This is a genomic window from Vibrio sp. R11-SG3-ISO9 (assembly GCF_059834255.1).
The window spans coordinates 17,464-39,682 of record NZ_JCBDGU010000004.1 but is presented as its reverse complement, the minus strand read 5'-3'; the positions used below and the strand labels follow the sequence as shown (position 1 = coordinate 39,682).

Sequence of the window (22,219 nt, the reverse complement as noted above, 5' to 3'; positions counted from 1 at the left end):
TGCTTACCTTAGCAACTGAGGTTGCGCTCTATATTATTTTAGGAAATCTTCGCGAGCTGGGTTGAAGATATCAAGAAGAATGCTGTCTTGCTCTAGAGCAACTGCACCGTGCATCATGTGTTTACGCGCAAAGTATGCGTCGCCTTCTTTTAGTACTTTCTTCTCGCCTTCGATTTCAGCTTCAAAGCTACCGCGAACCACATAACCAATTTGGTCGTGAATCTCGTGAGTGTGAGGGTGACCAATTGCGCCTTTGTCAAAACATAGGTGTACAGCCATTAGGTCGTCAGTGTATGCAACGATCTTACGCTTGATACCGCCACCCAGCTCTTCCCAAGGTTGCTCGTTATTGATAAAGAATGCGTTCATTGTGTCTCTCCAAAGCGTGTAAATTTTTTATATGTTCATTAAGTTGTGTCCATCATAAGTGATTGGGTTTAATTGTAATACAATATATCCAGAAATGTGTGATATTGATCAAGTGCTACTTTTTATTGTGTTGTAAAATCAAAGACTTAACAGAACTCTGATAATTGTTATTGGCTTTTTAGATCAAAGGTTTAGCGAGATTTATGTGATTCTGCTCATCATTTAGTGATGAATTGGTGGGATTAAACCTCATATTGTATTACTTTATATGGAGTTTAAGAATTAGATTGAAATTCAAATATAGAAACTCTTCATCGAGGGTGATAAAGAACATGACTACACAACCAATACTACTAACGGACGCGGAAATTGAAGCACTTCATTTAGAAGTTGGCCGTTCAAGTTTAATGGGTAAGACGATCGCAGCTAACCAAAAAGAGCTGGAAGCCTTCATGCGCTTGCCTATTGACGTGCCAGGGCATGGCGAGGCGGGTGGTTACGAGCACAACCGTCACAAACAAAACTACACATACATGAACCTAGCTGGCCGTTTGTTCCTTATCACTAAAGAGCAGAAGTACGCTGATTTCGTTACTGAACTATTGGAAGTATACGCAGACAAGTACCTGACGTTCGATTTCCATGTTCAAAAGAACACGAACCCAACGGGTCGTCTTTTCCACCAAATTCTAAACGAACATTGCTGGTTAATGTTCACTAGCTTGGCGTATTCGTGCGTTAAGTCTACTTTGACGCAAGAACAACGAGACAATATCGAGTCTCGTATCTTCGAACCTATGCTTGAGATGTTCACGGTGAAGTACGCACACGACTTCGACCGCATCCATAACCATGGTATTTGGGCTGTAGCAGCTGTCGGTATTTGTGGCCTAGCACTGGGCAAACGTGAGTACCTGGAGATGTCGGTATACGGTCTTGATCGTAACGACACAGGCGGTTTCCTAGCGCAAATCTCTCAACTGTTTGCACCTTCTGGCTACTACATGGAAGGTCCTTATTACCACCGTTACGCGATTCGCCCAACGTGTGTTTTCGCAGAGGTGATTCACCGTCATATGCCAGAAGTAGACATCTACAACTACAAAGACGGCGTGATTGGTAACACAGTACAAGCGATGCTTTCAACGGCTTACCCTAATGGTGAATTCCCAGCACTGAACGATGCATCTCGCACTATGGGCATCACAGACATGGGCGTACAAGTTGCGGTAAGTGTTTACAGCAAGCACTACGCAGTGGATGGAAAGGTAGATGAAAACATCCTAGGTATGGCGAAGATTCAAGATGCAGTATGGATGCACGGCTGTGGTCTTGAGTTATCTAAAGCTTACGAAGCCGCAAGCGCTGAAAAAGAGATCGGCATGCCTTTCTGGCCAAGTGTTGAGTTGAACGAAGGCCCAGAAGGTCACAACGGTGCTCAAGGCTTCATCCGTATGCAAGACAGCAAAGGCGATGTGTCTCAGCTTGTGATGAACTACGGCCAACACGGCATGGGCCACGGCAACTTCGATACGCTAGGTATTACCTTCTTCAACCGTGGTCAAGAAGTGCTACGTGAATACGGCTTCTGTCGTTGGGTGAACGTTGAGCCGAAATTCGGTGGCCGTTACCTAGATGAAAACAAGTCTTACGCACGTCAAACTATCGCTCATAACGCGGTAACGATTGACGAGAAATGTCAGAACAACTTTGATGTTGAGCGTGCAGATTCTGTTCACGGCTTGCCTCATTTCTTCAAAGTAGAAGATCAAAAAATCAATGGTATGAGTGCGTTCGCGAACGATCACTACGATGGTTTTGACATGCAACGCAGTGTGTTCATGCTAAACCTTGAAGGTCTAGAATCTCCGCTACTATTAGACCTGTACCGCTTAGATTCAGAGAAAGGCGAGCACCAATACGACTACTCTCACCAGTATGAAGGCCAGATTGTTCGTACAAACTTCGATTACCAAGCCAACAAAGAGCTACACACGCTAGGCGGCGACTTCGGTTACCAACACCTATGGAATGTAGCAAGTGGTGAAGCGAACGAGACAGCACTAGTGAGCTGGTTACAAAACAACACCTACTATACATGGTTAGGTACAAGCTCGAACGACAACGGTGAAGTTATCTTTACTCGCTCTGGTGCGAATGACCCAAGCTTCAACCTGCGTTCTGAGCCTGCGTTCATTCTACGTAGCAAAGGCGAAACTACGCTGTTTGCTTCAGTTCTAGAGACGCACGGTTACTTCAACGAAGAATTTGAGCAATCAGTGAACGCTCGTGGCCAAGTACAAGACATCAAAGTACTGGCGCATAACAACATCGGTACTGTTGTTGAAATTGAAACGAATACCTCTCGTGTCACAGTAATGGTCAGCAACCAACTTGGTGCGACTGACACTACTGAACACAAAGTCGAATTAAATGGCAAAACGTACAGCTGGACAGGTTTCTACTCTCTAGAAGAGAACCTAATTGACTCAACTTCAGCTGGTCAGGAGAAATAAGAATGAGCTATCAACCACTTTTACTGAACTTTGAAGAAGCAGCAGAGCTTCGTAAAGAACTTGGCAAGGATAGCCTATTAGGAAAAGCACTTACTCGCGACATCAACCAAACTGACGCATACATGGCTGAAGTGGGCATTGAAGTTCCGGGTCACGGTGAGGGCGGCGGTTACGAACATAACCGTCATAAGCAGAACTACATCCATATGGATCTAGCGGGTCGTCTATTCCTTATCACAGAAGAGACAAAATACCGTGATTACATCGTAGATATGCTAACAGCTTACGCGAAGGTGTACCCATCGCTAGAGAGCAACACTAGCCGTGATTCAAACCCACCGGGTAAGATCTTCCACCAAACACTGAATGAAAACATGTGGATGCTATACGCTTCGTGCGCATACAGCTGTGTTTACCACACGATTTCTGAAGAAGAAAAAACGCTGATTGAAAACGACCTATTCAAGCAGATGATCGAACTGTTCGTTGTGACATACGGCCACGACTTCGACATCGTGCACAACCACGGTCTGTGGGCGGTAGCAGCGGTTGGTATCTGTGGCTACGCAATCAACGATCAAGAATCGGTAGATAAAGCACTTTACGGCCTTAAGCTAGACAAAGTGAGCGGCGGTTTCCTAGCACAGCTAGACCAACTGTTCTCGCCAGACGGTTACTACATGGAAGGTCCGTACTACCACCGTTTCTCACTGCGTCCAATCTACTTGTTCGCAGAGGCAATCGAGCGTCGTCAACCTGAGCTTGGTATCTATGAATTCAACGATTCAGTTATCAAGACAACGTCTTACGCGGTATTTAAGACGGCATTCCCAGACGGTACGCTACCAGCACTGAACGATTCATCGAAGACGATTTCTATCAACGATGAAGGCGTGATCATGGCAACATCTGTGTGTTACCACCGCTACGAGCAAACTGAAACTCTGCTTGGCATGGCTGACCACCAGCAAGATGTATGGGTTCATATCTCAGGTAAAACACTATCAAACGCGGTTGAAGCGGCTGACGAAATCAAGCCATTCAACTGGGGTAGCCTGTTCGTGACTGACGGCCCAGAAGGTGAGAAAGGCGGCGTGAGCATCCTTCGTCACCGTGATGAGCAAGATGACGACACAATGGCTCTGATTTGGTTTGGTCAGCACGGCTCAGATCACCAGTACCACTCTGCATTAGACCACGGTCACTACGATGGTCTACACCTAAGCGTGTTCAACCGCGGTCACGAAGTACTGCACGATTACGGCTTCGGTCGCTGGGTAAACGTTGAGCCTAAATTTGGCGGTCGTTACATCCCAGAGAACAAGTCTTACTGTAAGCAGACTGTGGCACACAACACAGTAACGGTTGACCAAAAAACTCAAAACAACTTCGATACAGCACTGGCTGAATCTAAGTTTGGTCAGAAGCACTTCTTTGTGGCAGACGCCCAGTCTCTACAAGGCATGAGCGGCACAATCTCTGAATACTACACAGGTGTTGATATGCAGCGCAGTGTGATTCTTGCTGAGCTTCCTGAGTTTGAGAAACCACTAGTGATTGATGTGTACCGCATTGAAGCAGATGCTGAGCACCAGTACGATCTACCAGTTCACCATTCTGGTCAAATCATCCGTACTGACTTTGATTACAAGGTTGAAAGCACGCTTAAGCCACTTGGCGAAGACAACGGTTACCAACACCTATGGAACGTTGCTTCAGGTAAAGTGAACGGCAGCTCTTTGGTTAGCTGGTTGCACGACAGCAGCTACTACAGCCTAGTAACAAGTGCTAACGAAGGCAGCGAAGTGATTTTTGCTCGTACTGGCGCGAACGATCCAGACTTCAACCTGAAGAGCGAGCCTGCGCTTATCTTGCGTCAATCTGGTCAAAACCACGTGTTCGCTTCTGTACTAGAAACACACGGTTACTTTAACGAGTCTATCGAAGCCTCTGTTGGCGCTCGTGGCCTTGTAGAATCTGTGTCTGTTGTGGGCCATAACAGTGTCGGGACTGTTGTTCGCATTCAGACCACCTCTGGCAACACTTACCACTACGGTATCTCGAATCAAGCTGAAGATGTTCAGCAAGCAACTCACACGGTTGAGTTTGCAGGTGAGACTTACTCATGGGAAGGTGCATTCGCTAAACTTTAATTGTTTAAAAAGCGAATAACGATGAATCGGGTGTCTTCGGATGCCCGTTTTTTTGTTCGGATTCTTTGGTTAGCTGGTGGTTTATAACTCGAAAGAAATCAGAGGCTATATGAAGATAGTAGTGAGAGTACTGGCAATAACAACCTAGTTAGCGGAAAGCCGCGATGTGAAATGCAAATGACTAGGTCTGTCTTGGTGTTGCTGCTACGAATGAAACGTGGCGATGTTTCTAGTGGAGGAGCGATTTTGCTCTAGAGGACTGTGAAATGTCCTAGCTTCTGTCCACTGTTCGAGATAATGGTTCCGATACTCTCTCTTTCATCAAATTCGAAGTCGATGAGATAACTTGTGTGTTGCAGCCTTGGTAATATGTGGCGATGCAAAATGTCACTGTTTAATTGTCGTATCTCGGTGACCCAAGAGATATTTTCTTTCAATAAGTCTATTTGGATTTTGAGCATTTATGGCCTCTAAATTTGTTGAGCGATTTCTCGCGTGATAGTTGGTACCAATGGATTTGTCGTGTTGTTCTTTTAGACATAATGTGCCTCGTGTTTATTACAATAATATTGAGATTAACCAGATAGCTTTGCGGCGATCAATGGATCCGTAGTGCAAAACCAAATGGGGTGTTGGGACAAAAAATGACGCTATTGAATGACTATCGAAGTAAAGCTGACGCAGAGATGGTGTAACGATGTATCGTGAACTGTCTTTGTGGGAACTTGGACTGGGATGTTGCATTAACAGCTCATGTTTTGAGCCAGGTGGCGTAATATACGCCTCGTTTTTTAATTTTCAAGCATTATTTCGATTATTTTCAAAATAAATGTTCTGTTTTTTCCTATGCAACGGTGTTGAGAGCACGTTTCGCATAATTATTATTTGTTCGACACAGCAAACCAGCCAGTAATTTCTATACTGATCATTAAGTTATCGATACGACTAACTCAGTTAAGAGATTAAGGATGATTGAATGAAATGGATTGGCGCATTTATAGCTGCTAGCTGCTCATTGAGCGCGTGGGCGAATGTCGAGCACTTTGTACGTTACCAATATCAAGACCAAGTGAGTTACGGTCAGCTCAAGGGCGAGACTATTACGCCCATCAAGGGTGATCTTTTCGCACAGCATAGTCTCTCTGACAAAACCGTCGCATTAGCGGATGTTGAAATATTGCTTCCGACTCAGCCAGAGAAGGTTTTTGCCGTCGGTATGAACTTTCGTAGTCATGCTGCCTCACACCCTGATCTACCTCCACCGATGTTCTTGAAGCTGCCTTCTTCTCTTGTTCTGTCCGGGCAACCAGTACATGCGCCTTTTGATGCACGTAATGTGCACTTTGAAGGTGAATTGGTGCTGGTGATAGGGAAAACACTGCATAAAGCGGATCAAGAAGAAGCAGAAGCAGGCATCTTTGGTGTTACTGTGGGTAATGATCTCACGGAGCGTTCTTGGCAGGGCAGTGACTTGCAATGGCTAAGAGCCAAAGCCTCTGACGGCTTTGGACCTATAGGTAAGACGATTGCCAGAGGTGTTGATTACAACGATGTCGAGTTAACCACGCGATTAAATGGTTCTATCGTCCAACAAGAAAACACCACCTTTATGATCCACAGCCCGAAGAAAGTCGTCAGTTATTTAAGCCACTACTTCACCCTGAAACCCGGTGATTTGATCTTTATGGGGACGCCTGGAAAAACTAAAGCGCTTAAAGATGGCGACATGATCTCTGTGAGTATTAAAGGAGTAGGGGAAGTCACCAATACGATCTATTTCTAACCGATTGACAATCAAACGGTTAGAGTGGATTTACAATGTAAATTGTTACTAATTGTTCACATGGTGTACATGTTGTTCTGGGTGTCATAGAACTGTAACACAACTGGTGAATGCTAAGCGCCATGGATATTCTGACCGTTTTTACTCTCTATTTGCTGTATGGCTTAGCGTTCTTCGCTATTGGTTTTTCTATTATTTTTAGGAACTACAAAAACAGCCAAATCAGCATATCAAAACTCCTGCCTATTCTGGCCGCGTTTGGCTTTATCCATGGTATACACGAATGGTCAGAACTCTATTTTATTTTGATAGAGCACAAACAGTATGAGACTCAAAATGTAGAGCTTTTTAAAGTCGTTAAACTGTGGCTCTCTTACCTACTGCTTGGTGCGTTCGGTTGGAAGATGTTTGATCTGATTGATCGACCTTGGGTTAAGTGGGCAAAGCTTGCCATTATCGCTCTACTGTTGATGTTTATTAACAGCCTTATCGATCGCTATGACGAGCAAGCCTTCATTGTCTATATCACGACCAGTTCACAGCACGTAAGGCTATTATTTGGTCTTGGCTCTGGTGTATTAGCAGGGATGATGCTGATCATCTATGCCAAACAATTCTATGATGCAGACCACCAAGCGGCTACGCCTTTTGTGTACACAGGTGCCGCTGTGATCTTCTATGGCATTACATCCGGGTGGCTGTCGTCAGAATTTGGTGTTTGGGTGATCTTTGCGCGAACACTCTGCGCTATAGCGATTCTATTTTTCCTGTGGAAAGCACTGCGAATATTCGACAGAGAGCGAGAGCAGCAAATTGAGTCGATGCTGCATGATTCCTATCAAGATGCCAAAATGAAAGAGTTGGGTGAGCTAACATCCGCGGTCGCGCACGAAGTGAAAACACCGCTCAGCAGTGCGTTGATGAGCTGTGATCTATTACAGGCCCGTTTGCCAGACAATGAAGACGTTAACCGACAACTGGTTCGTATTCGTGGCGGGATTGAAAAAGCCGCTCACATTAGTCACGAAGTGTTGAACTATGCTCATCATAGAGAAATGAAAAGAGAACCAGTTAATGTTTCGCAGTTATGCCAATCGGCGTTGTCGCTGGTTGAGTATCGCTTGTCGGATTTTATGGTCTCTTGCCAAATACCAGACAGGCTGCATGTCCTTGGCGATAAAGTGTATCTCGAAGAGGTGTTGGTAAATGTGTTGGTGAATGCGATTGATGCTTCTGAAGATTTCAAATCGATTACCATTAGTGCCAAAGAGCTTGGAACCAACATTGTTATTGAGCTTGAAGACTCAGGCAAGGGCATAGCCGAAGAGCTATTAGACAAGGTATATCAGCCTTTCTACACCACAAAACCGGTTGGAAAAGGCACAGGGATGGGGCTGTCTATCTCTAAGCAGATCATCTTACAACACCATGGTCAGCTGATATTAAAGAACACCAATTTTGGCTTGCAGGTGCAAGTGATTTTACCAAAGGCGATGAAATGACATTGAAACTCTTGCTCGCAGAAGATGATCAGCAGTTACGAGAAGTATTAGAGGAAGCGCTGGCTTTGGAAGGTTTCGAAGTCGTCTCCTTTGATAATGCAGAAGACGCCTTAGACTGCGCAACGGAGCAATATTTTGACCTAGCATTGTTTGATGTTGTGATGGGCGGGATGACGGGTATCGAAGCTTTATCTAACCTGCGCAGAACTCACCCAAAGATGGGTGTGGTGATTACAACGGCTTTTGCAACGGTTGATTTAGCCGTCGATGCCATGAAGAAGGGCGCGGATGAGTTTTTGACTAAGCCATTTAATTTGGCCACGCTCTCTGTGACACTAAAGCGTGTTCATGCGAGTAAGGCTCCACAAACGCCGGCCGAAGAACGCAGTAATGACCAAGTTTTCAGTGCGCTCGCCAATCCGATTCGCCGTGCCGTGCTCAACCATCTTGGTATTCACAAGAAACTCAAATTTATGGACCTTTGTCGTGTTGTTGGCGTAGAAGACCATACTAAGTTTAACTTTCACCTGAGACAGTTAGTGAAAAGTGGCTTAGTGAAAAAGGGCGAGGGGAAGATCTATTCACTGACTCAAAGTGGTAAGGAAGTCCAAGCCAACATGCTGCAATAGCACACGTTTCAAACGTACTGCACTTCAACCCCTTCTATCGTTCGAACCTTTCAACCATTTCCTTGCCAAGGAATTGTGTTATCTAACCGACGCAATTCCTTCCTCAATATCGTGCTATATGAGTATTTTTCGATCCTAAGTGGTGACCTAAAACCATGACACAACGGGCATTATTCTCTTTTGTAATACTCATTTTTACATTTCTAAATGACAAAGTTGTTGCACAGCAAACTTCCCGAGAATATTATTGATAATAATTCTCAGTTGCGTTACAAATTTGTTGTCAGATTAATGACATACTTTAAATAATCGTTATCTCGCAGTTGTTCGGTTGGCCTCACGTCAATCGCTTTCGTGTGTTTCATGGAAACCGAAATAACAGCAAAGGAATAGAAATGAACAAAATACTTAATTCAGCTCGTAAGCTAATGAGTGGCTTGGTACTGGTTTTAGCTTCGTCTGTACTTATGACAGCACACGCAAAAACAGTGACAGTAGAACACATTAAAGGCACAACCGAGGTATCGGGCGTACCACAGCGTGTTGTCGTTCTTGGTCACGGTAGCTTAGACGTATTGGATCAAATCGGTGTCGCTCCAGTTGGCGCGTCACACATGCTAATGCCTGATTACCTGCAGTCTTACCTAAAGACAACTCAAAACACGGGTTCTCTAAGCGAGCCAGACTTCGAAGCTATCTACATGCTTAAACCGGATCTGATCATCGCAGAAAACCGCATGCTAAAGGTTTACGACCAACTGGCAAAAATTGCTCCTACGATCATGTTCTACGTAGAAGGTGACAAGTACTGGGCAGATACGCAAAGAAACTGGCGCACACTGGGCGACATTTTTGAAAAGCAGGCTGAAGTTGAAGCTCTGATTGAAAAAACACAGCAACAAATCACTGCTGTGAACCAAAAAGTCACTCAAGATGAAACAACGGCAATGATGCTAATGAACAACGGCAGCAACATCGCGATGTTTAACAAAGGTAGCCGCTTCTCAATCATCTTTGATGACTTTGGATTTGTTGAGTCTAAGAGTGCAAAAGTAGCACCGATCAAAGGCAGCCACGGTAACCTTATCTCTTTTGAGTACATCGCAGACGCGAAACCGGAAGTGATTTATGTGCTAGACCGGGAACAAGCGATTGGTCGTTCAGAAGGCCGTGCAAAGCAGTTGTTTGACAATGCGCTAGTGGCTCAAACGCCAGCGGCAAAGCTAGATAACATCGTATTCATCGATTCAAGTGCATGGTACTTGGCAGGTGGTGGTGTAACAGCGACTCAACGTATGCTGAATGACATCGACCGCACAGTTAAGCAGTAAGTCATTATCAAAATACTGGGCTTATAAGTTCTTGCTTATAAGCCCTTTTTGACTGTTTATTACCTTTTAACTTTCTAGAAGCTACGTCATTTTTTAGAACCTATGTCATTTTCTAGAGCCTTGGTCATTTTCTAGATCCCTTTTAAGTTTTTATCACGGGACATTCCCAACTTTTCCTTAGTATTTAATTTATGTTAAAACCCATTGCAGCCGCTGTTTTCCTCGTTGTTTTATGCGTTGCTTCCTTGATGATCGGTGTCGCTGAAATCAGCTTCAGTGATTTCTTCAACGGCAACGATCACGCCAACTCCATTTATGTTGTCAGCCGAATCCCTCGACTCCTTGCTATTGTTTTAGCGGGTGCCGGATTGAGTGTATCAGGGCTTATCATGCAGCAGATTGTGCAGAACAAGTTTGCTGCGCCATCCACTATGGGCACCATTGATTGTGCGATGCTTGGCTATATTGTTGGCTTGGTTGTATTGGGCAGCGCAGCGCAGTGGCACTACTTAGGGTTCATCTTCTCATTTGCTGTTTTGGGTACCATGATATTGGTGCGCTTCCTACAGCATTTGAAATTCAAAAATGCCGTACTAGTACCGCTGATCGGTATCATGTATGGCAACGTTATTTCGTCTCTGACCACCTTTATTGCTTACAAATATGACCTTGTGCAGACCATGTCCGCTTGGACAATGGCGAATTTCGCGAGTGTGCTGCAGGGTAGCTATGAAATCCTATACCTTGCTGTGCCGGCTTGTATCTTGGCATACATTTTCGCAAGCCAATTTAGCGCAGCCAGTATCGGTGAAAGCTTTGCTCGTAACATTGGTCTGAACTACCAAAAAATTGTGTTTATCGGCGTTGCGCTGGTGGCGGTGTGTGCGTCATCTGTGGTGATGATCGTGGGAGTTATCCCATTCCTTGGCTTGATTGTGCCAAATATTGTTTCGCTGATGATGGGCGACAATATGAAAAAGATCCTACCTTGGACCGCTTATTGGGGCGTGATCTTAGTATTAGCGTGTGACTTGCTCGCAAGGGTGATTATTTTCCCTTATGAAATTCCGATCTCTATGGTTATCAGTATTTTTGGTGGCTTGATCTTTATTTACCTAATCCTGAGAGACAAGTCTAATGCGTGATTCTTTAAAAATGGCACTTTTGGCCGTTGTCTGTTTTGTCATGATCGGCGTGTTTATCGGACAGGGGCTTACGTGGGATAACTACGAGTTCTTCTTATCGCTGCGTGCACCTAAGATCCTGTCGATTGTATTGGCGGCGATTGCGATTTCTACGTCGTCGTTGGTGTTCCAAACCATCACCAATAACCGGATCTTGACTCCGTCGATCCTTGGTTTCGATAGCCTGTATTTGTTGGTTCAAGTCTCTCTACTGTTTGTATTTGGCGGTTTGAGCTTTTGGGTGATAGATGCAGTAGCAAACTTTGCCCTGTCAGTTGGCATCATGGTGCTGTTCTCTTTCGGACTGTTCCATTTTTACTTCAAGAGTAAACGAAATAACGTCTTCACTTTGCTGTTGATTGGTATTGTGTGTGGCAGTGTCTTTGGCAGCCTATCCAATTTCTTGGGCATGCTGATTGATCCGAATGAATTTGCGGTGCTGCAGAATGTGATGTTTGCGAGCTTCAACAATGTCAAAGGTCAACTGGTTTACTTGAGTATGATTCCACTGGGTCTGACATTACTGGCTCTTTGGGTCATGGCACCCAAACTCGATGTGTTATGGCTTGGCGTTGATAACGCAACCAGCTTGGGCGTAAACACCAAGCGTTTGACGCAATTCACGCTGGTGATCGTTTCGATCATGGTCGCTGTGTCAACCGCACTCGTTGGCCCAGTTCTGTTCTTTGGATTGATCACGGTGAGCTTGGCTCGTCAAATCTTCCAATCTTATCAACACCGTGTGCTTATCGTGGCGAGCAGTTTACTTGCGGTGGCGCTGCTGGTCTCTGGCCAATGGTTCGTGGAAAAGGTGATGAATTTTGAAACCACGGTCAGCGTTATCATCAACCTCGTCGGCGGTTTGTATTTTATGTTCTTGTTGTTACGCACCAGAATTCAATAAAGGTAGTGAGAAGTGATTAAATTAACAGGTTTAAGTAAGAAGTATGGCAAGACAACCGTTGTTGATGACGCCAGTGCACTGTTTCCGAAAGGTGAAGTAACTTCCATTATTGGTCCAAATGGTGCTGGTAAAAGTACGTTACTCTCAATGGCAAGTCGCCTTACTGACAGCGACGCGGGCGAAGTTCTGATCGGCGATAAGTTATTGGCTGAGTGGGACACAAAAGAGTTGGCGAAACACCTTGCGGTATTGAGACAGTCGAACAACATCAACATGCGCTTTACTGTGCGCGAATTGGTCTGCTTTGGCCGTTTCCCGCACTCACAAGGTCGAATGCAGGATAATGACCACAAGGTGGTTGATACGGCTTTAGAGCACTTAGGTATTACTGATATTCAGGACAAGTATCTTGATCAACTCAGTGGCGGTCAACGTCAGATGGCGTTTATCGCAATGGTTGTGGCACAAGATACCGACTATGTTTTTCTCGATGAGCCGCTGAATAACCTCGATATTAAGCACTCAGTCGAAATCATGCAGACGCTGCGCCGTTTAGCTCACGAGTTTAATAAAGCCGTTGTGATTGTGATTCATGACATCAACTTTGCATCCAGCTATTCAGACAACATTGTGGCGATGAAGCGCGGACAGGTGATCAAAGCAGGTAAAGTGGAAGAGGTTGTCGATAAAGAAGTGATGGAGTCTATCTACGAGATCCCATTTGAGATTCGTGAGTTCGATGGCGTGAAGATCTGTATGTACTACTCAGGTCGTTAATCGGTTCTTTATCAAAACTTAAAATTTACTAAAGATTAAAACACAAGAAGAGCGCCTAGTTGGCGCTCTTTTTATTGGTAGGTGTTAGTGACTCGCACTCTCACTCGCACTTATGTGAGTGAGAAAGGTTTAACCGAAGTCACCTGAGATGTAGCGTTGCGTGCGGTCATTCTTTGGTGCTTTGAAGATCTGTTCAGTTTCACCAAATTCAATCAACTCACCAAGGTACATAAAGCCTGTGTAGTCAGAGATACGCATTGCTTGTTGCATATTATGAGTCACGATAACGATGGTGTACTTTTCTCTTAGCTCGGTAATCAGCTCTTCGATAGCTGCCGTTGCGATAGGGTCAAGCGCTGAAGTCGGTTCATCCATCAGAATCACTTCTGGTTGAAGTGCGATAGTACGCGCGATACATAGACGCTGTTGTTGACCACCTGACAAGCCCATCGCGTCAGCATGTAGCTTATCCTTCACTTCTTCCCAAAGGTGCGCGCGCTTCAGTGCTTTTTCGATCTGTGTGTCGATCTCTTGCTTACTGAAGCCACCTTTTAGCTTAAGACCAAACGCCATGTTTTCGTATATAGACATTGGGAACGGCGTTGGTTTTTGGAAAACCATCCCCACCTTTGAGCGCAGTTCGTTTAGGTCAATCGAGCCAAGGATGCTCTCATCATCAAGCAGGATATCACCCTCTGCATATTGAGTGCGGTACAGGTCGTAGATGCGGTTCATCGTACGCAGCAGAGTCGATTTACCACAACCTGATGGACCAATTAGCGCTGTTACCTTGTTGTTGTAGATTGGCATCGTAATGCCCTTAAGCGCCGCAGGTAAGCTCTTGTTGTAGAAAAAGCTTAAGTCTTCAATTTGCATGCGGCACGACATTGCTTGGTCATTGGCAGCAGGGATAGACATAGGATCAACGTTTGGAGTGACAACGTTCTCGTTTACTACTGTGTTAGTCATGGCAGTCATTATGCTTTTCTCGCTTTCAATAATTTAGGCAAGCTTGTCGCTAGTACGTTTACAAATAAAATAAAGGATGTGATCAGCAGGGCACCAGCCCATGCCAGTTCTTGCCATGATGCGTAAGGGCTCATCGCAAATTGATAAATGGTTACAGGTAAGTTCGCCATTGGCGCGCCCATGTCTGTGGTCATGAAGCTGCTGTTTAGTGCTGTAAAGAGCAGTGGTGCAGTCTCACCTGAGATACGAGCAATCGAGAGCAAGATCGCGGTGATGATCCCTGGACCTGCTGCGCGGTAGCTCAGTTTGGTGATAACGCGCCATTTAGGAGCTCCAAGACCACTGCCAGCTTCTTTAAGTGTTGGTGGAACTAGGCGAAGCATCTCTTCAGTTGAGGAGATGATTACAGGCAACGCAAGGATGGCTAGCGCAATTGAGCCTGCCCACGCTGAGTATGAACCCATAGGCACCACAATCACGGCGTAGATGAACAGACCGACTAGGATTGAAGGTGCACTAACTAGCATTCCATTAAGGAAGCGCAGGGTTTCAGCGGTCTTATTCTCTTTTGGTGCTTCCGACAACCAAGTACCCGCAAGAACGCCAAGTGGTGCAGCGATAAGAATACCCATCCCCGTTAGGACAAGGCTTCCGTAGATAGCGTTCTTTAAGCCACCTTCACTGCCCGGCGCAGGAGTGAGCTCTGTGAATAAGCTCCACTTCATGCCCTTGATACCTTCACCAACCAGTGTGTAAAGGATACTAGAAAGCACGATGATACCCGTTGCAGTCGCGCCGATACAGAATGCGTAGAAGAGTGCATTCTTTATTTTTCTTAGGTTCATGATTTACCTCGGTTTACTAGGTATCGAGCTGCACCCATTACGATGAATGTGATAGCAAATAACACTAGGCCTAGTGCGATCAGCGAAGAGATGTGAACTTCATTGGTCGCTTCATTAAACTGCTGTGCAATCGTCGAAGAGATCGAGCTTGCTGGCATAAACAGTGATGTTTCGATGCGGTTTGCACCACCGATGACAAAAGCCACCGCCATCGTTTCACCAAGCGCACGCCCAAGGCCGAGAATGCCGGCACTTGCCACAGCACTTTTTACTTTAGGAAGTAGTACCTTAGTAATCACTTCAAAAGGGGTTGCACCTACGCCATACGCAGCTTCGCGTAGTACGTCTGGAATTGAACGTAAGGCATCGCGAGTTAAAGCCGTCATGATAGGTAGAATCATGAAAGAGAGAATGACACCTGCGCTCAGAAGGCCGATCCCGATAGGCGGGCCACTAAACCAAGTGCCGATAATTGGCAGCCCGGATAAGTTGGTCAGTGCCCACATTTGGAACCCTTCAGAGAACCAAGGTGCAAAGACGAACAGACCCCACATACCGTAAATGATGCTTGGAATAGCAGCAAGAAGCTCAATGGCTTTACTTACGGGCGTGCTAATCCATTTAGGAGCAAGCTCTGCTAGAAAAATAGCAGTGCCAAGTGCGACAGGAACCGCGATACAGATAGCAATAAAAGAGGTAACTAGCGTACCGTAGATAGCGGAAGCTGCACCAAAGTTACTATTGATCGGATCCCAAACATTGTTAAATACGAAGCCTGGACCAAATTCAGAAAAAGCCTTCCAACCACCATCAATTAAAGAAAGGATGATACCGGTTAGGGCAAAAAATATAAGAATAGAAGAGGTGAAGCTCAGTTTTTCAAATATTGAATCACCGTCTATTCTTTTAAAGTTCATTGTATTATTCATAAGCATGATAAATACCGCCGACTTGTTATTCCTCGCTGTAAATTAAATGCCTATAGGGGGCCTAACTACGGTCGATGAAATAATAAGTGGCGGTATGAGTTCTCAATTAAAAGTTACTATCTGTTAAATTAAATAATCTATCGATTAATTAAGAATGGCTTTGCCGTTTGTAGTGAGTTCTTCAGACCAAGTTGCATTAACCATTTGGCTAACTGCTTTTGGCATTGGAATGTAATCTAACTCTTCCGCAGCATCAGCACCGTTCTCGTAGCTCCAGTTAAAGAACTTGAGGATCTCTTTTGCTTTTTCTGAGTCTTTCTGATCTTTATGCATCAAGATGAAAGTTGCTGCAGTCATAGGCCAAGAGTCGGCACCAGGCTGGTTGTTCAGTAGCAGGTGGTAGCCAGGCGCATTAGCCCAGTCACCGTTTGCTGCTGCAGATTGGAAAGTCTCCATAGTAGGTTGCAAGAACTTACCTTCAGCGCTGTCCATCTGTGTGTGAGTTAGGTCGTTTTGCTTCGCAAACGCATATTCAACGTAGCCGATCGCACCACGAGTACGGCTTACGAAGTTTGCTACGCCAGCATTGCCGTTACCGCCAATAGTGGTTGCTCCACGTGGCCAAGTAATGTCTTTACCGACACCGACTTGGCTATTCCAATCTTCATTAACCTGCGCAAGGTATTCTGTGAAGTTGAATGTTGTGCCTGAACCATCTGAGCGGTGGACAACATAAATTGGTTGAGAAGGAATCGATAGGTCACCGTTTAGTGCGACGATTGCTTCATTGTTCCAATTTTTAATTTTGCCAAGGTAGATATCCGCTAGGATTTCACCTGTTAGTTTCATTTCACCTGCTTCGATGCCAGGAATGTTTACAACCGGTACGATTGCACCCATTACCATTGGAAATTGAATCATCTCTTCTTTGTTGAGCTCTTCAATTGTTAACGGTGCATCTGTTGCGCCGAAATCAACGGTTTTAGCTGTGATTTGACGAATGCCACCACCTGAACCAATCGCTTGGTAGTTGATTTGCACACCAGTAGCTTGCTGGTACTGCTCAGCCCACTTCGCGTAGATTGGATGAGGAAAAGTTGCACCTGCACCATTAATCGTCGTATTCGCAGAAACATGAAATGTTGCCGCAACAAGTAGAGACGACAATAGTGTAGTTTTAATCAATTTCACGGTATATCTCCAGTTAATCCATTATTCTTCAGAATAATATCGGTGTTTGAATAAGTGTGACGTTCTAGTGTTCAAGTAAAACATTGTGATTATTCAAGCTCAGTAAAATATGACTAGACTTATTAAGTTGTCGAAGGGGAGGTTATAAATCGAATATTTCACTTTTATTAAAGTCGATTTTGATTGGGTATTTATTGAAAAGGTTTATCTACAACAAAAAAATCTGATAAGAAAACTTCACAGAATATGGGTGTGTAAACGAGATTGGAGAGGAAATTGAAGAAAGAGTATGACGGTGAAATTGGGTGGTTGAGTCTTTAAGCCAGTCAAGAAAGACTCAACTGTGATGTTAGTGAGAGCAAAGTCATATTAGTGAGCTATTCATCTAGATGCATTTATCTGTCGCGATATACTGTCCCTTTTCATAATAGTTAGGTCGCCGCGCTACCACTCAATGCGGTTCCCAACAGACTTGGCAGGGACAATGGAATGCCTCTATCAAAATTTGATCAGTTTTTAGTCGACCTAAAAGGCAGTGAGCGAGTGATAGTTCAGGCTCATGACTTTCCTGATCATGATGCTATCGCTTCGGCATTTGCATTGGCTTATCTACTGAAAAAGAAGGGTTTTGCCCCTTTTCTTTCATATCAGGGTTTTATCGACCGAGTATCACTCAATAATCTAATCGGTTGGCTAGACATTCCAATCGTTAAATCACACCAGTTAGACCTAAAACCGAGCGACAAAATCATTGTGGTCGATGGTTGTATTGGCGAAGCGAATGTAACTGACTTACCGGGATTAGAAGTCGCTGTGATTGACCATCATCAGGTCAAGGTACCGAGCTATGTTTGGTATGCAGATGTAAGGCCCGACTATGGTTCGACCGCGACAATCATGGTTGAGTACTTTAACTACTACAAGATACCGATTCCAAAGCGAATCGCGACGGCTCTGCTGGTGGGTCTGACGTTTGATACGGCAAGCTTTACTCGGTCGGTAAGCGAGGCGGATATTAAGGCACTGTTTCAATTGCAGCGCCTTGCTGACATGGTGACCGTTAATGGCATCTGTCGAAATCAGATCGAATATCAAGAGCTTCAATATTTTGATTCTATGTTGACCTCAATGAAACGTGACAAGAATAGTGCGTTTGCTATTTTGCCTGAAGGGTGCCCAAAGAACATGCTAGGGGTTCTTGGAGACTTTCTATTGACGGTTGATGAGATTGACATCGTGGTGTTGAGCGCGAGGTCGTATCAGAGGACGTTTGTTTCTCTGCGTTCAGAGTGTGAAGATAATGACGTCGCTGAGGTTGTGCGAGAGGCACTTAATGATCGAGGCCTTGGTTATGGTGGCGGTCATGCTCATATGGCGGGTGGTGTGATTAATCAACGATTCAAAATGGCCGATGAACTTGCCTATCTTTATGAGTTAATTCGACCTCGATTAACACTCAGTTAGTGTCATCAATACAAGATAAAAATGCCCTATATTCATAGCGAAATAGGGCATTGCTATTTTTTAAGCTATAGGTGTACTGTGCATTAGTCGTACATTAGTTTTTTGGCTTTTTCTTCATCAAACTCTTTGAGATGCTTTCTTGCAAGGTGTCTAAACGGCAGCGCCTTGACCATCTCTTCGAAAGGTTGAACCGCAAATGCCCAGAAAATAGAGCCGTCGAAGCCGAAAATGATCAAAGCACATAGTGGAATCGAGACGATCCATTGACCGGTGAAGTTAATCTTAAATACTGCCGTGGTTTGGCCTAATGCTCTCAATACGTGGCCGTGAACTGTGTTGTAGCCACGGACAAGGGGAAGAAAGATATAGAGCGGCGCAATCACCGTTAGAGCGTCATAGGTGGCGCTATCCAGATCGGGGTAGATATCACCCATGAAGAAACTTAGTGCGATAAAGAAGAACATCGACAGAATCGAGATGATCACCGCGATATCGATACTGGCATCAACATTCTTTCTTAGATCGGTCATCTGCTTTGAACCAATCGCTTGGCTGATTGTGATAGCAGATGAGTGAGCCCAAGCGGTAATAAACTGGGTGCCAGCTCGTATCCAAGGCATCACCAAGGTGATTGCTACATAGGCATTGATATTGAGTTGGGTGTAGAGAAGCTGATATATAGTTGCGCCAATCGATAGCATGGTGACATTCGCTGCAACTGGAAAAATCTCTTTGAAATGGTTGAGTACATTGCGTGAAAAGTTAGAGCCGAACGCATTGAGTGAGAGTTCGACACAGTTTTCAAAACGAATGCACAAGTAGAGATATATAGTGCGAATGATGATAGCCACCAGGCTGCCAATAGCGGCACCTTGAACACCGAGACCTTCAAAGTTAGACCAACCATGAATGAAGATGTAGCTGACCAGTGCGTTGATTGGTAACTCAATTAGATAGCCTCTAAATGGCACTTTGGTTTTGCCCAACCCGTTAAACAGCGCAATGATTACTTGGGTTACCGCAGTGAATAGAACGATGTACTTAGAAAAACTGAGGTAGACGGCAATTTCGGTGTGTAGAGATGTATCTTCCGTCAGTGAGCTTATCAACGAGTCATCAAAAAAGGTTAGAGCTAAGAAGAAGAGTAAAGCGGCGCCAAAGTTGATGAGCATACCCGCCAAAAAAGACCGAGATAATGTAGCTTGAACGCCGGAGCCTACGGCACGACTCAACACCAGTTGCGTACCGTTAGCGAGCGCCATTTGGATACCAAGAATGAATGCGATAACTGTGGTCGCAATTCCCATTGCAGCAAGAGAGACTTCACCGAGTGGCGATACCAGAAGCGTATCAATCATCAGCATGGACTGCATTAACAGGGCATTAAGAGCTAATGGCCAAGCGAGAGAAAGATTCTTTTTGACGTAAGATTGAGAAAGCACAGTGACCTCGTAAGGAGCAAACTCATGATACAAGCGGGTTATATCATGAGTGTTTCAAGCCAGATGTATAGATTGCGATTGAAGTCGCTATCGTTATGCTATCGCAACTTGCTTTAAAGGCACTTTGGATAGTTTTTGGTTGTCGTCGTTTAGTAGGCTTTGAGAGGCTATCCGTGCTCCCTCGCTATTCCCAGACATAATAGAGTCATAAATCGCTTTGTGTTCTGCTAAACAGAAGCGTCCACCTTCTGCCGAATGATCAATAAATTGTCGAAAAATCGCTGACAAAATATTGCCAAATGGAATGTAGAATTGGTTGCCTGTTGAGAGGAAGATTGTTCGATGGAACAGGTGGTCGTTAACGGTCCAACTTCCGTAATCAAAGCTCTCTGCTGCGAGCGTCATTTTTTGGAAGAGTATTGAGAGTTCCTTTCTTTGCTCTACCGATGCATTTCTTGCTGCTAGCGCACAAGCTTCCGGTTCTATTGCTTTGCGAAGGCCTAAGAATTGAGCCAGAAATGGCTTGGTGTCTTCAAGATCTTGAATCCAATCCAGGAGTTGAGGGTCCAAGAAGTGCCAGTTAGAACGAGGCATAATACGTGTGCCGACTTTGGGCTTCGACTCGATCAGACCTTTGGCTGATAATAGTTTGGTTGATTCTCTCAACGCAGTACGGCTTACACCGAAGATTTCACAGAGCTCCATTTCGCTGGGTAGTTTCTCTTCTTCTTTCAACTCTCCAGATAGGATCTTACGGGCGACTTGTCTTGCAACTTGGACATGAATGCGGCGGTTAGAATCTTCCACCAGCGTGAATACGGACATGTAAACCACCTATATTAAAGGGTCAAAGCCAGAATCAACTGGCTTTGGGTTGTCAGTGTTACGTCGTTTAGATTAGAAAAGGCCGTCAGTGTAAGATGTGATAAAGAGAGTTAGCTCAACCAAATTCACCATTTCAAAATGCTGATGACCATATTTATATCTCAACGCGAGTGTTTAGACGTACTACTGCAAATTAATGAGATGCAATAAAAGACACCTCGTTGTTTGGCCCATAAATGGAACCGACGTTGTTAGTTATATGACTTTCAATGAGACAACGGACTCGTGATCGACGCGATTTCCGATTAAGGGGACTGATAATATTGAAAATCAACACTTAATTAATAATACAATAGCATCTATTTGAATCAAGCAGTACATCGCGAAAATCTGCCATATACGGCTATAAATAGTCAGAAAGGTAAATATATGTGACATTAGTCGTACAAAATAATGCGCTAAATAGAAGTGAGAATTATTATTAAGCTATTAGTTGATAGGCAATTTTGAGCGTATTATTTGCGTAATCTAATTTACATCATTTGTTTTGTTTAAATCTGGGACGGAGCGCAGTAAGGATATTTGGTAGTTGAATATATAAGTGATATAGTAAGGATTAAATAATACATAAATAACAACAAGTGAACTTATGGTCGGAACATTCAATTCAATCTCAGGCTCCAAGCGCAGCCTGCACGTGCAAGTTGCTCGTGAAATCGCTCGCAGCATTTTATCAGGTGAGCTTGCTCAGGGCTCTATTATCCCTGGTGAGATGGCGCTTTGTGAGCAATTTGGTATTAGTCGTACTGCACTGCGTGAAGCGGTTAAACTGCTAACATCAAAAGGTCTATTAGAGTCTCGTCCAAAAGTTGGTACTCGTGTTGTTGATCGCGCTTACTGGAACTTCCTTGATCCACAATTGATTGGTTGGATGGATGGCCTAGCGGATACAGATGAGTTCTGTTTCCAGTTCTTGGGTTTACGTCGTGCAATTGAGCCTGAAGCGTGTGCACTAGCTGCGAAAAATGCATCAGCTGAACAGCGTATCGAGCTTTCAGAGACCTTCCAAGAAATGGTAGAAGTATCAGAAGCCGAAGTATTTGACCAAGAGCGTTGGACAGATGTGGACATGCGATTCCACAGCCTTATCTTTAACGCAACAGGTAACGATTTCTATCTTCCGTTCGGCAACATCTTAACAACGATGTTCGTTAACTTTATTGTTCACTCTTCGGAAGAGGGTAGCACTTGTATCAATGAACACCGCCAGATCTACGATGCGATCATGGCTGGTAACAGTGAAAAAGCACGTGCTGCTTCTGCGAACCACTTACAAGCGTCTAACCACAGATTTCCAGCAGCAAGCTAACCTGCCTTTCTGCCTGAATTAAATACAAAAAATAAAG

Annotated in this window: 19 protein-coding genes; 11 read left to right on the top strand and 8 right to left on the bottom strand. The window is 44.6% G+C overall.

Annotation, left to right across the window (positions count from 1 at the left end; translation table 11 throughout):
- Positions 1-33: 33 nt before the first annotated feature.
- A complete protein-coding gene (locus AC6R05_RS00940) occupies positions 34-369 on the bottom strand; it encodes a cupin domain-containing protein (RefSeq protein ID WP_285401997.1) in 336 nt (111 codons plus the stop codon).
- Positions 370-701: 332 nt separating this feature from the next.
- On the opposite strand from AC6R05_RS00940, the gene AC6R05_RS00935 reads away from it, so the two are divergent.
- Positions 702-2,885 (top strand): heparinase II/III domain-containing protein, encoded by a 2,184-nt coding sequence (locus AC6R05_RS00935; RefSeq protein ID WP_500646286.1) that lies wholly within the window; start codon positions 702-704, stop codon positions 2,883-2,885.
- Positions 2,886-2,887: 2 nt separating this feature from the next.
- Positions 2,888-5,038 (top strand): heparinase II/III domain-containing protein, encoded by a 2,151-nt coding sequence (locus tag AC6R05_RS00930; protein WP_500646285.1) that lies wholly within the window; start codon positions 2,888-2,890, stop codon positions 5,036-5,038.
- A 251-nt stretch (positions 5,039-5,289) separates the two neighbouring features.
- On the opposite strand, the gene AC6R05_RS00925 is transcribed toward AC6R05_RS00930, so the two are convergent.
- Positions 5,290-5,499: a hypothetical protein gene (locus tag AC6R05_RS00925; RefSeq protein WP_500646284.1), complete on the bottom strand. Its 210-nt coding sequence runs from the start codon at positions 5,497-5,499 to the stop codon at positions 5,290-5,292.
- A 515-nt stretch (positions 5,500-6,014) separates the two neighbouring features.
- Between AC6R05_RS00925 and AC6R05_RS00920 the strand changes: the two genes are divergently transcribed.
- The 7 genes from AC6R05_RS00920 to AC6R05_RS00890 all read left to right on the top strand — a co-directional run bounded on the left by AC6R05_RS00920 (position 6,015) and on the right by AC6R05_RS00890 (position 13,148).
- Complete coding sequence (locus AC6R05_RS00920; protein ID WP_500646283.1) at positions 6,015-6,821, top strand: fumarylacetoacetate hydrolase family protein; 807 nt, start codon at positions 6,015-6,017, stop codon at positions 6,819-6,821.
- Positions 6,822-6,943: 122 nt separating this feature from the next.
- Positions 6,944-8,323: a sensor histidine kinase gene (locus tag AC6R05_RS00915; RefSeq protein ID WP_285406370.1), complete on the top strand. Its 1,380-nt coding sequence runs from the start codon at positions 6,944-6,946 to the stop codon at positions 8,321-8,323.
- A complete protein-coding gene (locus AC6R05_RS00910; RefSeq protein WP_500646282.1) occupies positions 8,320-8,952 on the top strand; it encodes a response regulator in 633 nt (210 codons plus the stop codon). The genes AC6R05_RS00915 and AC6R05_RS00910 overlap by 4 nt, the downstream gene beginning before the upstream one ends.
- A gap of 395 nt (positions 8,953-9,347) precedes the next feature.
- A complete protein-coding gene (locus tag AC6R05_RS00905) occupies positions 9,348-10,283 on the top strand; it encodes a siderophore ABC transporter substrate-binding protein (protein ID WP_500646281.1) in 936 nt (311 codons plus the stop codon).
- Between the two features lie 191 nt (positions 10,284-10,474).
- Positions 10,475-11,428, top strand: a complete 954-nt coding sequence (locus AC6R05_RS00900; protein WP_500646280.1) for an ABC transporter permease — start codon at positions 10,475-10,477, stop codon at positions 11,426-11,428.
- The gene (locus AC6R05_RS00895; RefSeq protein ID WP_285406361.1) at positions 11,421-12,371 is read left to right on the top strand and encodes an iron chelate uptake ABC transporter family permease subunit; all 951 of its coding nucleotides are present in this window, start codon (positions 11,421-11,423) and stop codon (positions 12,369-12,371) included. The genes AC6R05_RS00900 and AC6R05_RS00895 overlap by 8 nt, the downstream gene beginning before the upstream one ends.
- Positions 12,372-12,383: 12 nt before the next feature.
- Positions 12,384-13,148 (top strand): iron ABC transporter ATP-binding protein, encoded by a 765-nt coding sequence (locus AC6R05_RS00890; protein ID WP_285406359.1) that lies wholly within the window; start codon positions 12,384-12,386, stop codon positions 13,146-13,148.
- 129 nt (positions 13,149-13,277) lie between these two features.
- Here the strand turns inward: AC6R05_RS00890 and pstB are convergent, their stop codons facing one another.
- The 4 genes from pstB to pstS all read right to left on the bottom strand — a co-directional run bounded on the left by pstB (position 13,278) and on the right by pstS (position 17,082).
- Positions 13,278-14,066, bottom strand: a complete 789-nt coding sequence (gene pstB, locus AC6R05_RS00885; RefSeq protein WP_285406388.1) for a phosphate ABC transporter ATP-binding protein PstB — start codon at positions 14,064-14,066, stop codon at positions 13,278-13,280.
- Positions 14,067-14,125: 59 nt separating this feature from the next.
- Entirely contained in the window at positions 14,126-14,962 is an 837-nt protein-coding gene (pstA, locus tag AC6R05_RS00880) for a phosphate ABC transporter permease PstA (protein WP_500646279.1), read from the bottom strand.
- Positions 14,959-15,879 (bottom strand): phosphate ABC transporter permease subunit PstC, encoded by a 921-nt coding sequence (gene pstC / locus AC6R05_RS00875; RefSeq protein ID WP_500646278.1) that lies wholly within the window; start codon positions 15,877-15,879, stop codon positions 14,959-14,961. Before pstC ends, pstA begins: the two co-directional genes overlap by 4 nt.
- Before the next feature lie 156 nt (positions 15,880-16,035).
- Complete coding sequence (pstS, locus tag AC6R05_RS00870; protein ID WP_500646277.1) at positions 16,036-17,082, bottom strand: phosphate ABC transporter substrate-binding protein PstS; 1,047 nt, start codon at positions 17,080-17,082, stop codon at positions 16,036-16,038.
- Between the two features lie 489 nt (positions 17,083-17,571).
- Here pstS and AC6R05_RS00865 point away from each other — a divergent pair, with 489 nt between their 5' ends.
- Positions 17,572-18,546 (top strand): DHH family phosphoesterase, encoded by a 975-nt coding sequence (locus AC6R05_RS00865; protein WP_500646276.1) that lies wholly within the window; start codon positions 17,572-17,574, stop codon positions 18,544-18,546.
- Between the two features lie 83 nt (positions 18,547-18,629).
- Here the strand turns inward: AC6R05_RS00865 and AC6R05_RS00860 are convergent, their stop codons facing one another.
- Entirely contained in the window at positions 18,630-19,919 is a 1,290-nt protein-coding gene (locus tag AC6R05_RS00860) for an MATE family efflux transporter (protein WP_500646340.1), read from the bottom strand.
- Positions 19,920-20,081: 162 nt separating this feature from the next.
- A complete protein-coding gene (locus AC6R05_RS00855; RefSeq protein ID WP_032552766.1) occupies positions 20,082-20,813 on the bottom strand; it encodes a FadR/GntR family transcriptional regulator in 732 nt (243 codons plus the stop codon).
- 649 nt (positions 20,814-21,462) lie between these two features.
- On the opposite strand from AC6R05_RS00855, the gene AC6R05_RS00850 reads away from it, so the two are divergent.
- Positions 21,463-22,182, top strand: coding sequence for a FadR/GntR family transcriptional regulator (locus AC6R05_RS00850; protein WP_500646275.1), 720 nt, complete (start codon positions 21,463-21,465; stop codon positions 22,180-22,182).
- Positions 22,183-22,219 lie beyond the last annotated feature (37 nt).

What these genes read in the sequence shown, in the direction of transcription:
- AC6R05_RS00910 (WP_500646282.1), top strand. Translation starts at nt 8,320, where the DNA reads ATGACATTGAAACTCTTGCTCGCAGAAGATGATCAGCAGTTACGAGAA.
- pstC (WP_500646278.1), bottom strand. Translation starts at nt 15,879, where the DNA reads ATGAACTTTAAAAGAATAGACGGTGATTCAATATTTGAAAAACTGAGC.
- AC6R05_RS00860 (WP_500646340.1), bottom strand. Translation starts at nt 19,919, where the DNA reads ATGCAGTCCATGCTGATGATTGATACGCTTCTGGTATCGCCACTCGGT.
- AC6R05_RS00925 (WP_500646284.1), bottom strand. Translation starts at nt 5,499, where the DNA reads ATGCTCAAAATCCAAATAGACTTATTGAAAGAAAATATCTCTTGGGTC.
- AC6R05_RS00895 (WP_285406361.1), top strand. Translation starts at nt 11,421, where the DNA reads ATGCGTGATTCTTTAAAAATGGCACTTTTGGCCGTTGTCTGTTTTGTC.
- AC6R05_RS00930 (WP_500646285.1), top strand. Translation starts at nt 2,888, where the DNA reads ATGAGCTATCAACCACTTTTACTGAACTTTGAAGAAGCAGCAGAGCTT.
- AC6R05_RS00900 (WP_500646280.1), top strand. Translation starts at nt 10,475, where the DNA reads ATGTTAAAACCCATTGCAGCCGCTGTTTTCCTCGTTGTTTTATGCGTT.
- pstA (WP_500646279.1), bottom strand. Translation starts at nt 14,962, where the DNA reads ATGAACCTAAGAAAAATAAAGAATGCACTCTTCTACGCATTCTGTATC.
- AC6R05_RS00905 (WP_500646281.1), top strand. Translation starts at nt 9,348, where the DNA reads ATGAACAAAATACTTAATTCAGCTCGTAAGCTAATGAGTGGCTTGGTA.
- AC6R05_RS00920 (WP_500646283.1), top strand. Translation starts at nt 6,015, where the DNA reads ATGAAATGGATTGGCGCATTTATAGCTGCTAGCTGCTCATTGAGCGCG.
- AC6R05_RS00940 (WP_285401997.1), bottom strand. Translation starts at nt 369, where the DNA reads ATGAACGCATTCTTTATCAATAACGAGCAACCTTGGGAAGAGCTGGGT.
- AC6R05_RS00915 (WP_285406370.1), top strand. Translation starts at nt 6,944, where the DNA reads ATGGATATTCTGACCGTTTTTACTCTCTATTTGCTGTATGGCTTAGCG.
- AC6R05_RS00865 (WP_500646276.1), top strand. Translation starts at nt 17,572, where the DNA reads ATGCCTCTATCAAAATTTGATCAGTTTTTAGTCGACCTAAAAGGCAGT.
- AC6R05_RS00935 (WP_500646286.1), top strand. Translation starts at nt 702, where the DNA reads ATGACTACACAACCAATACTACTAACGGACGCGGAAATTGAAGCACTT.
- AC6R05_RS00850 (WP_500646275.1), top strand. Translation starts at nt 21,463, where the DNA reads ATGGTCGGAACATTCAATTCAATCTCAGGCTCCAAGCGCAGCCTGCAC.
- pstB (WP_285406388.1), bottom strand. Translation starts at nt 14,066, where the DNA reads ATGTCTATCCCTGCTGCCAATGACCAAGCAATGTCGTGCCGCATGCAA.
- AC6R05_RS00855 (WP_032552766.1), bottom strand. Translation starts at nt 20,813, where the DNA reads ATGTCCGTATTCACGCTGGTGGAAGATTCTAACCGCCGCATTCATGTC.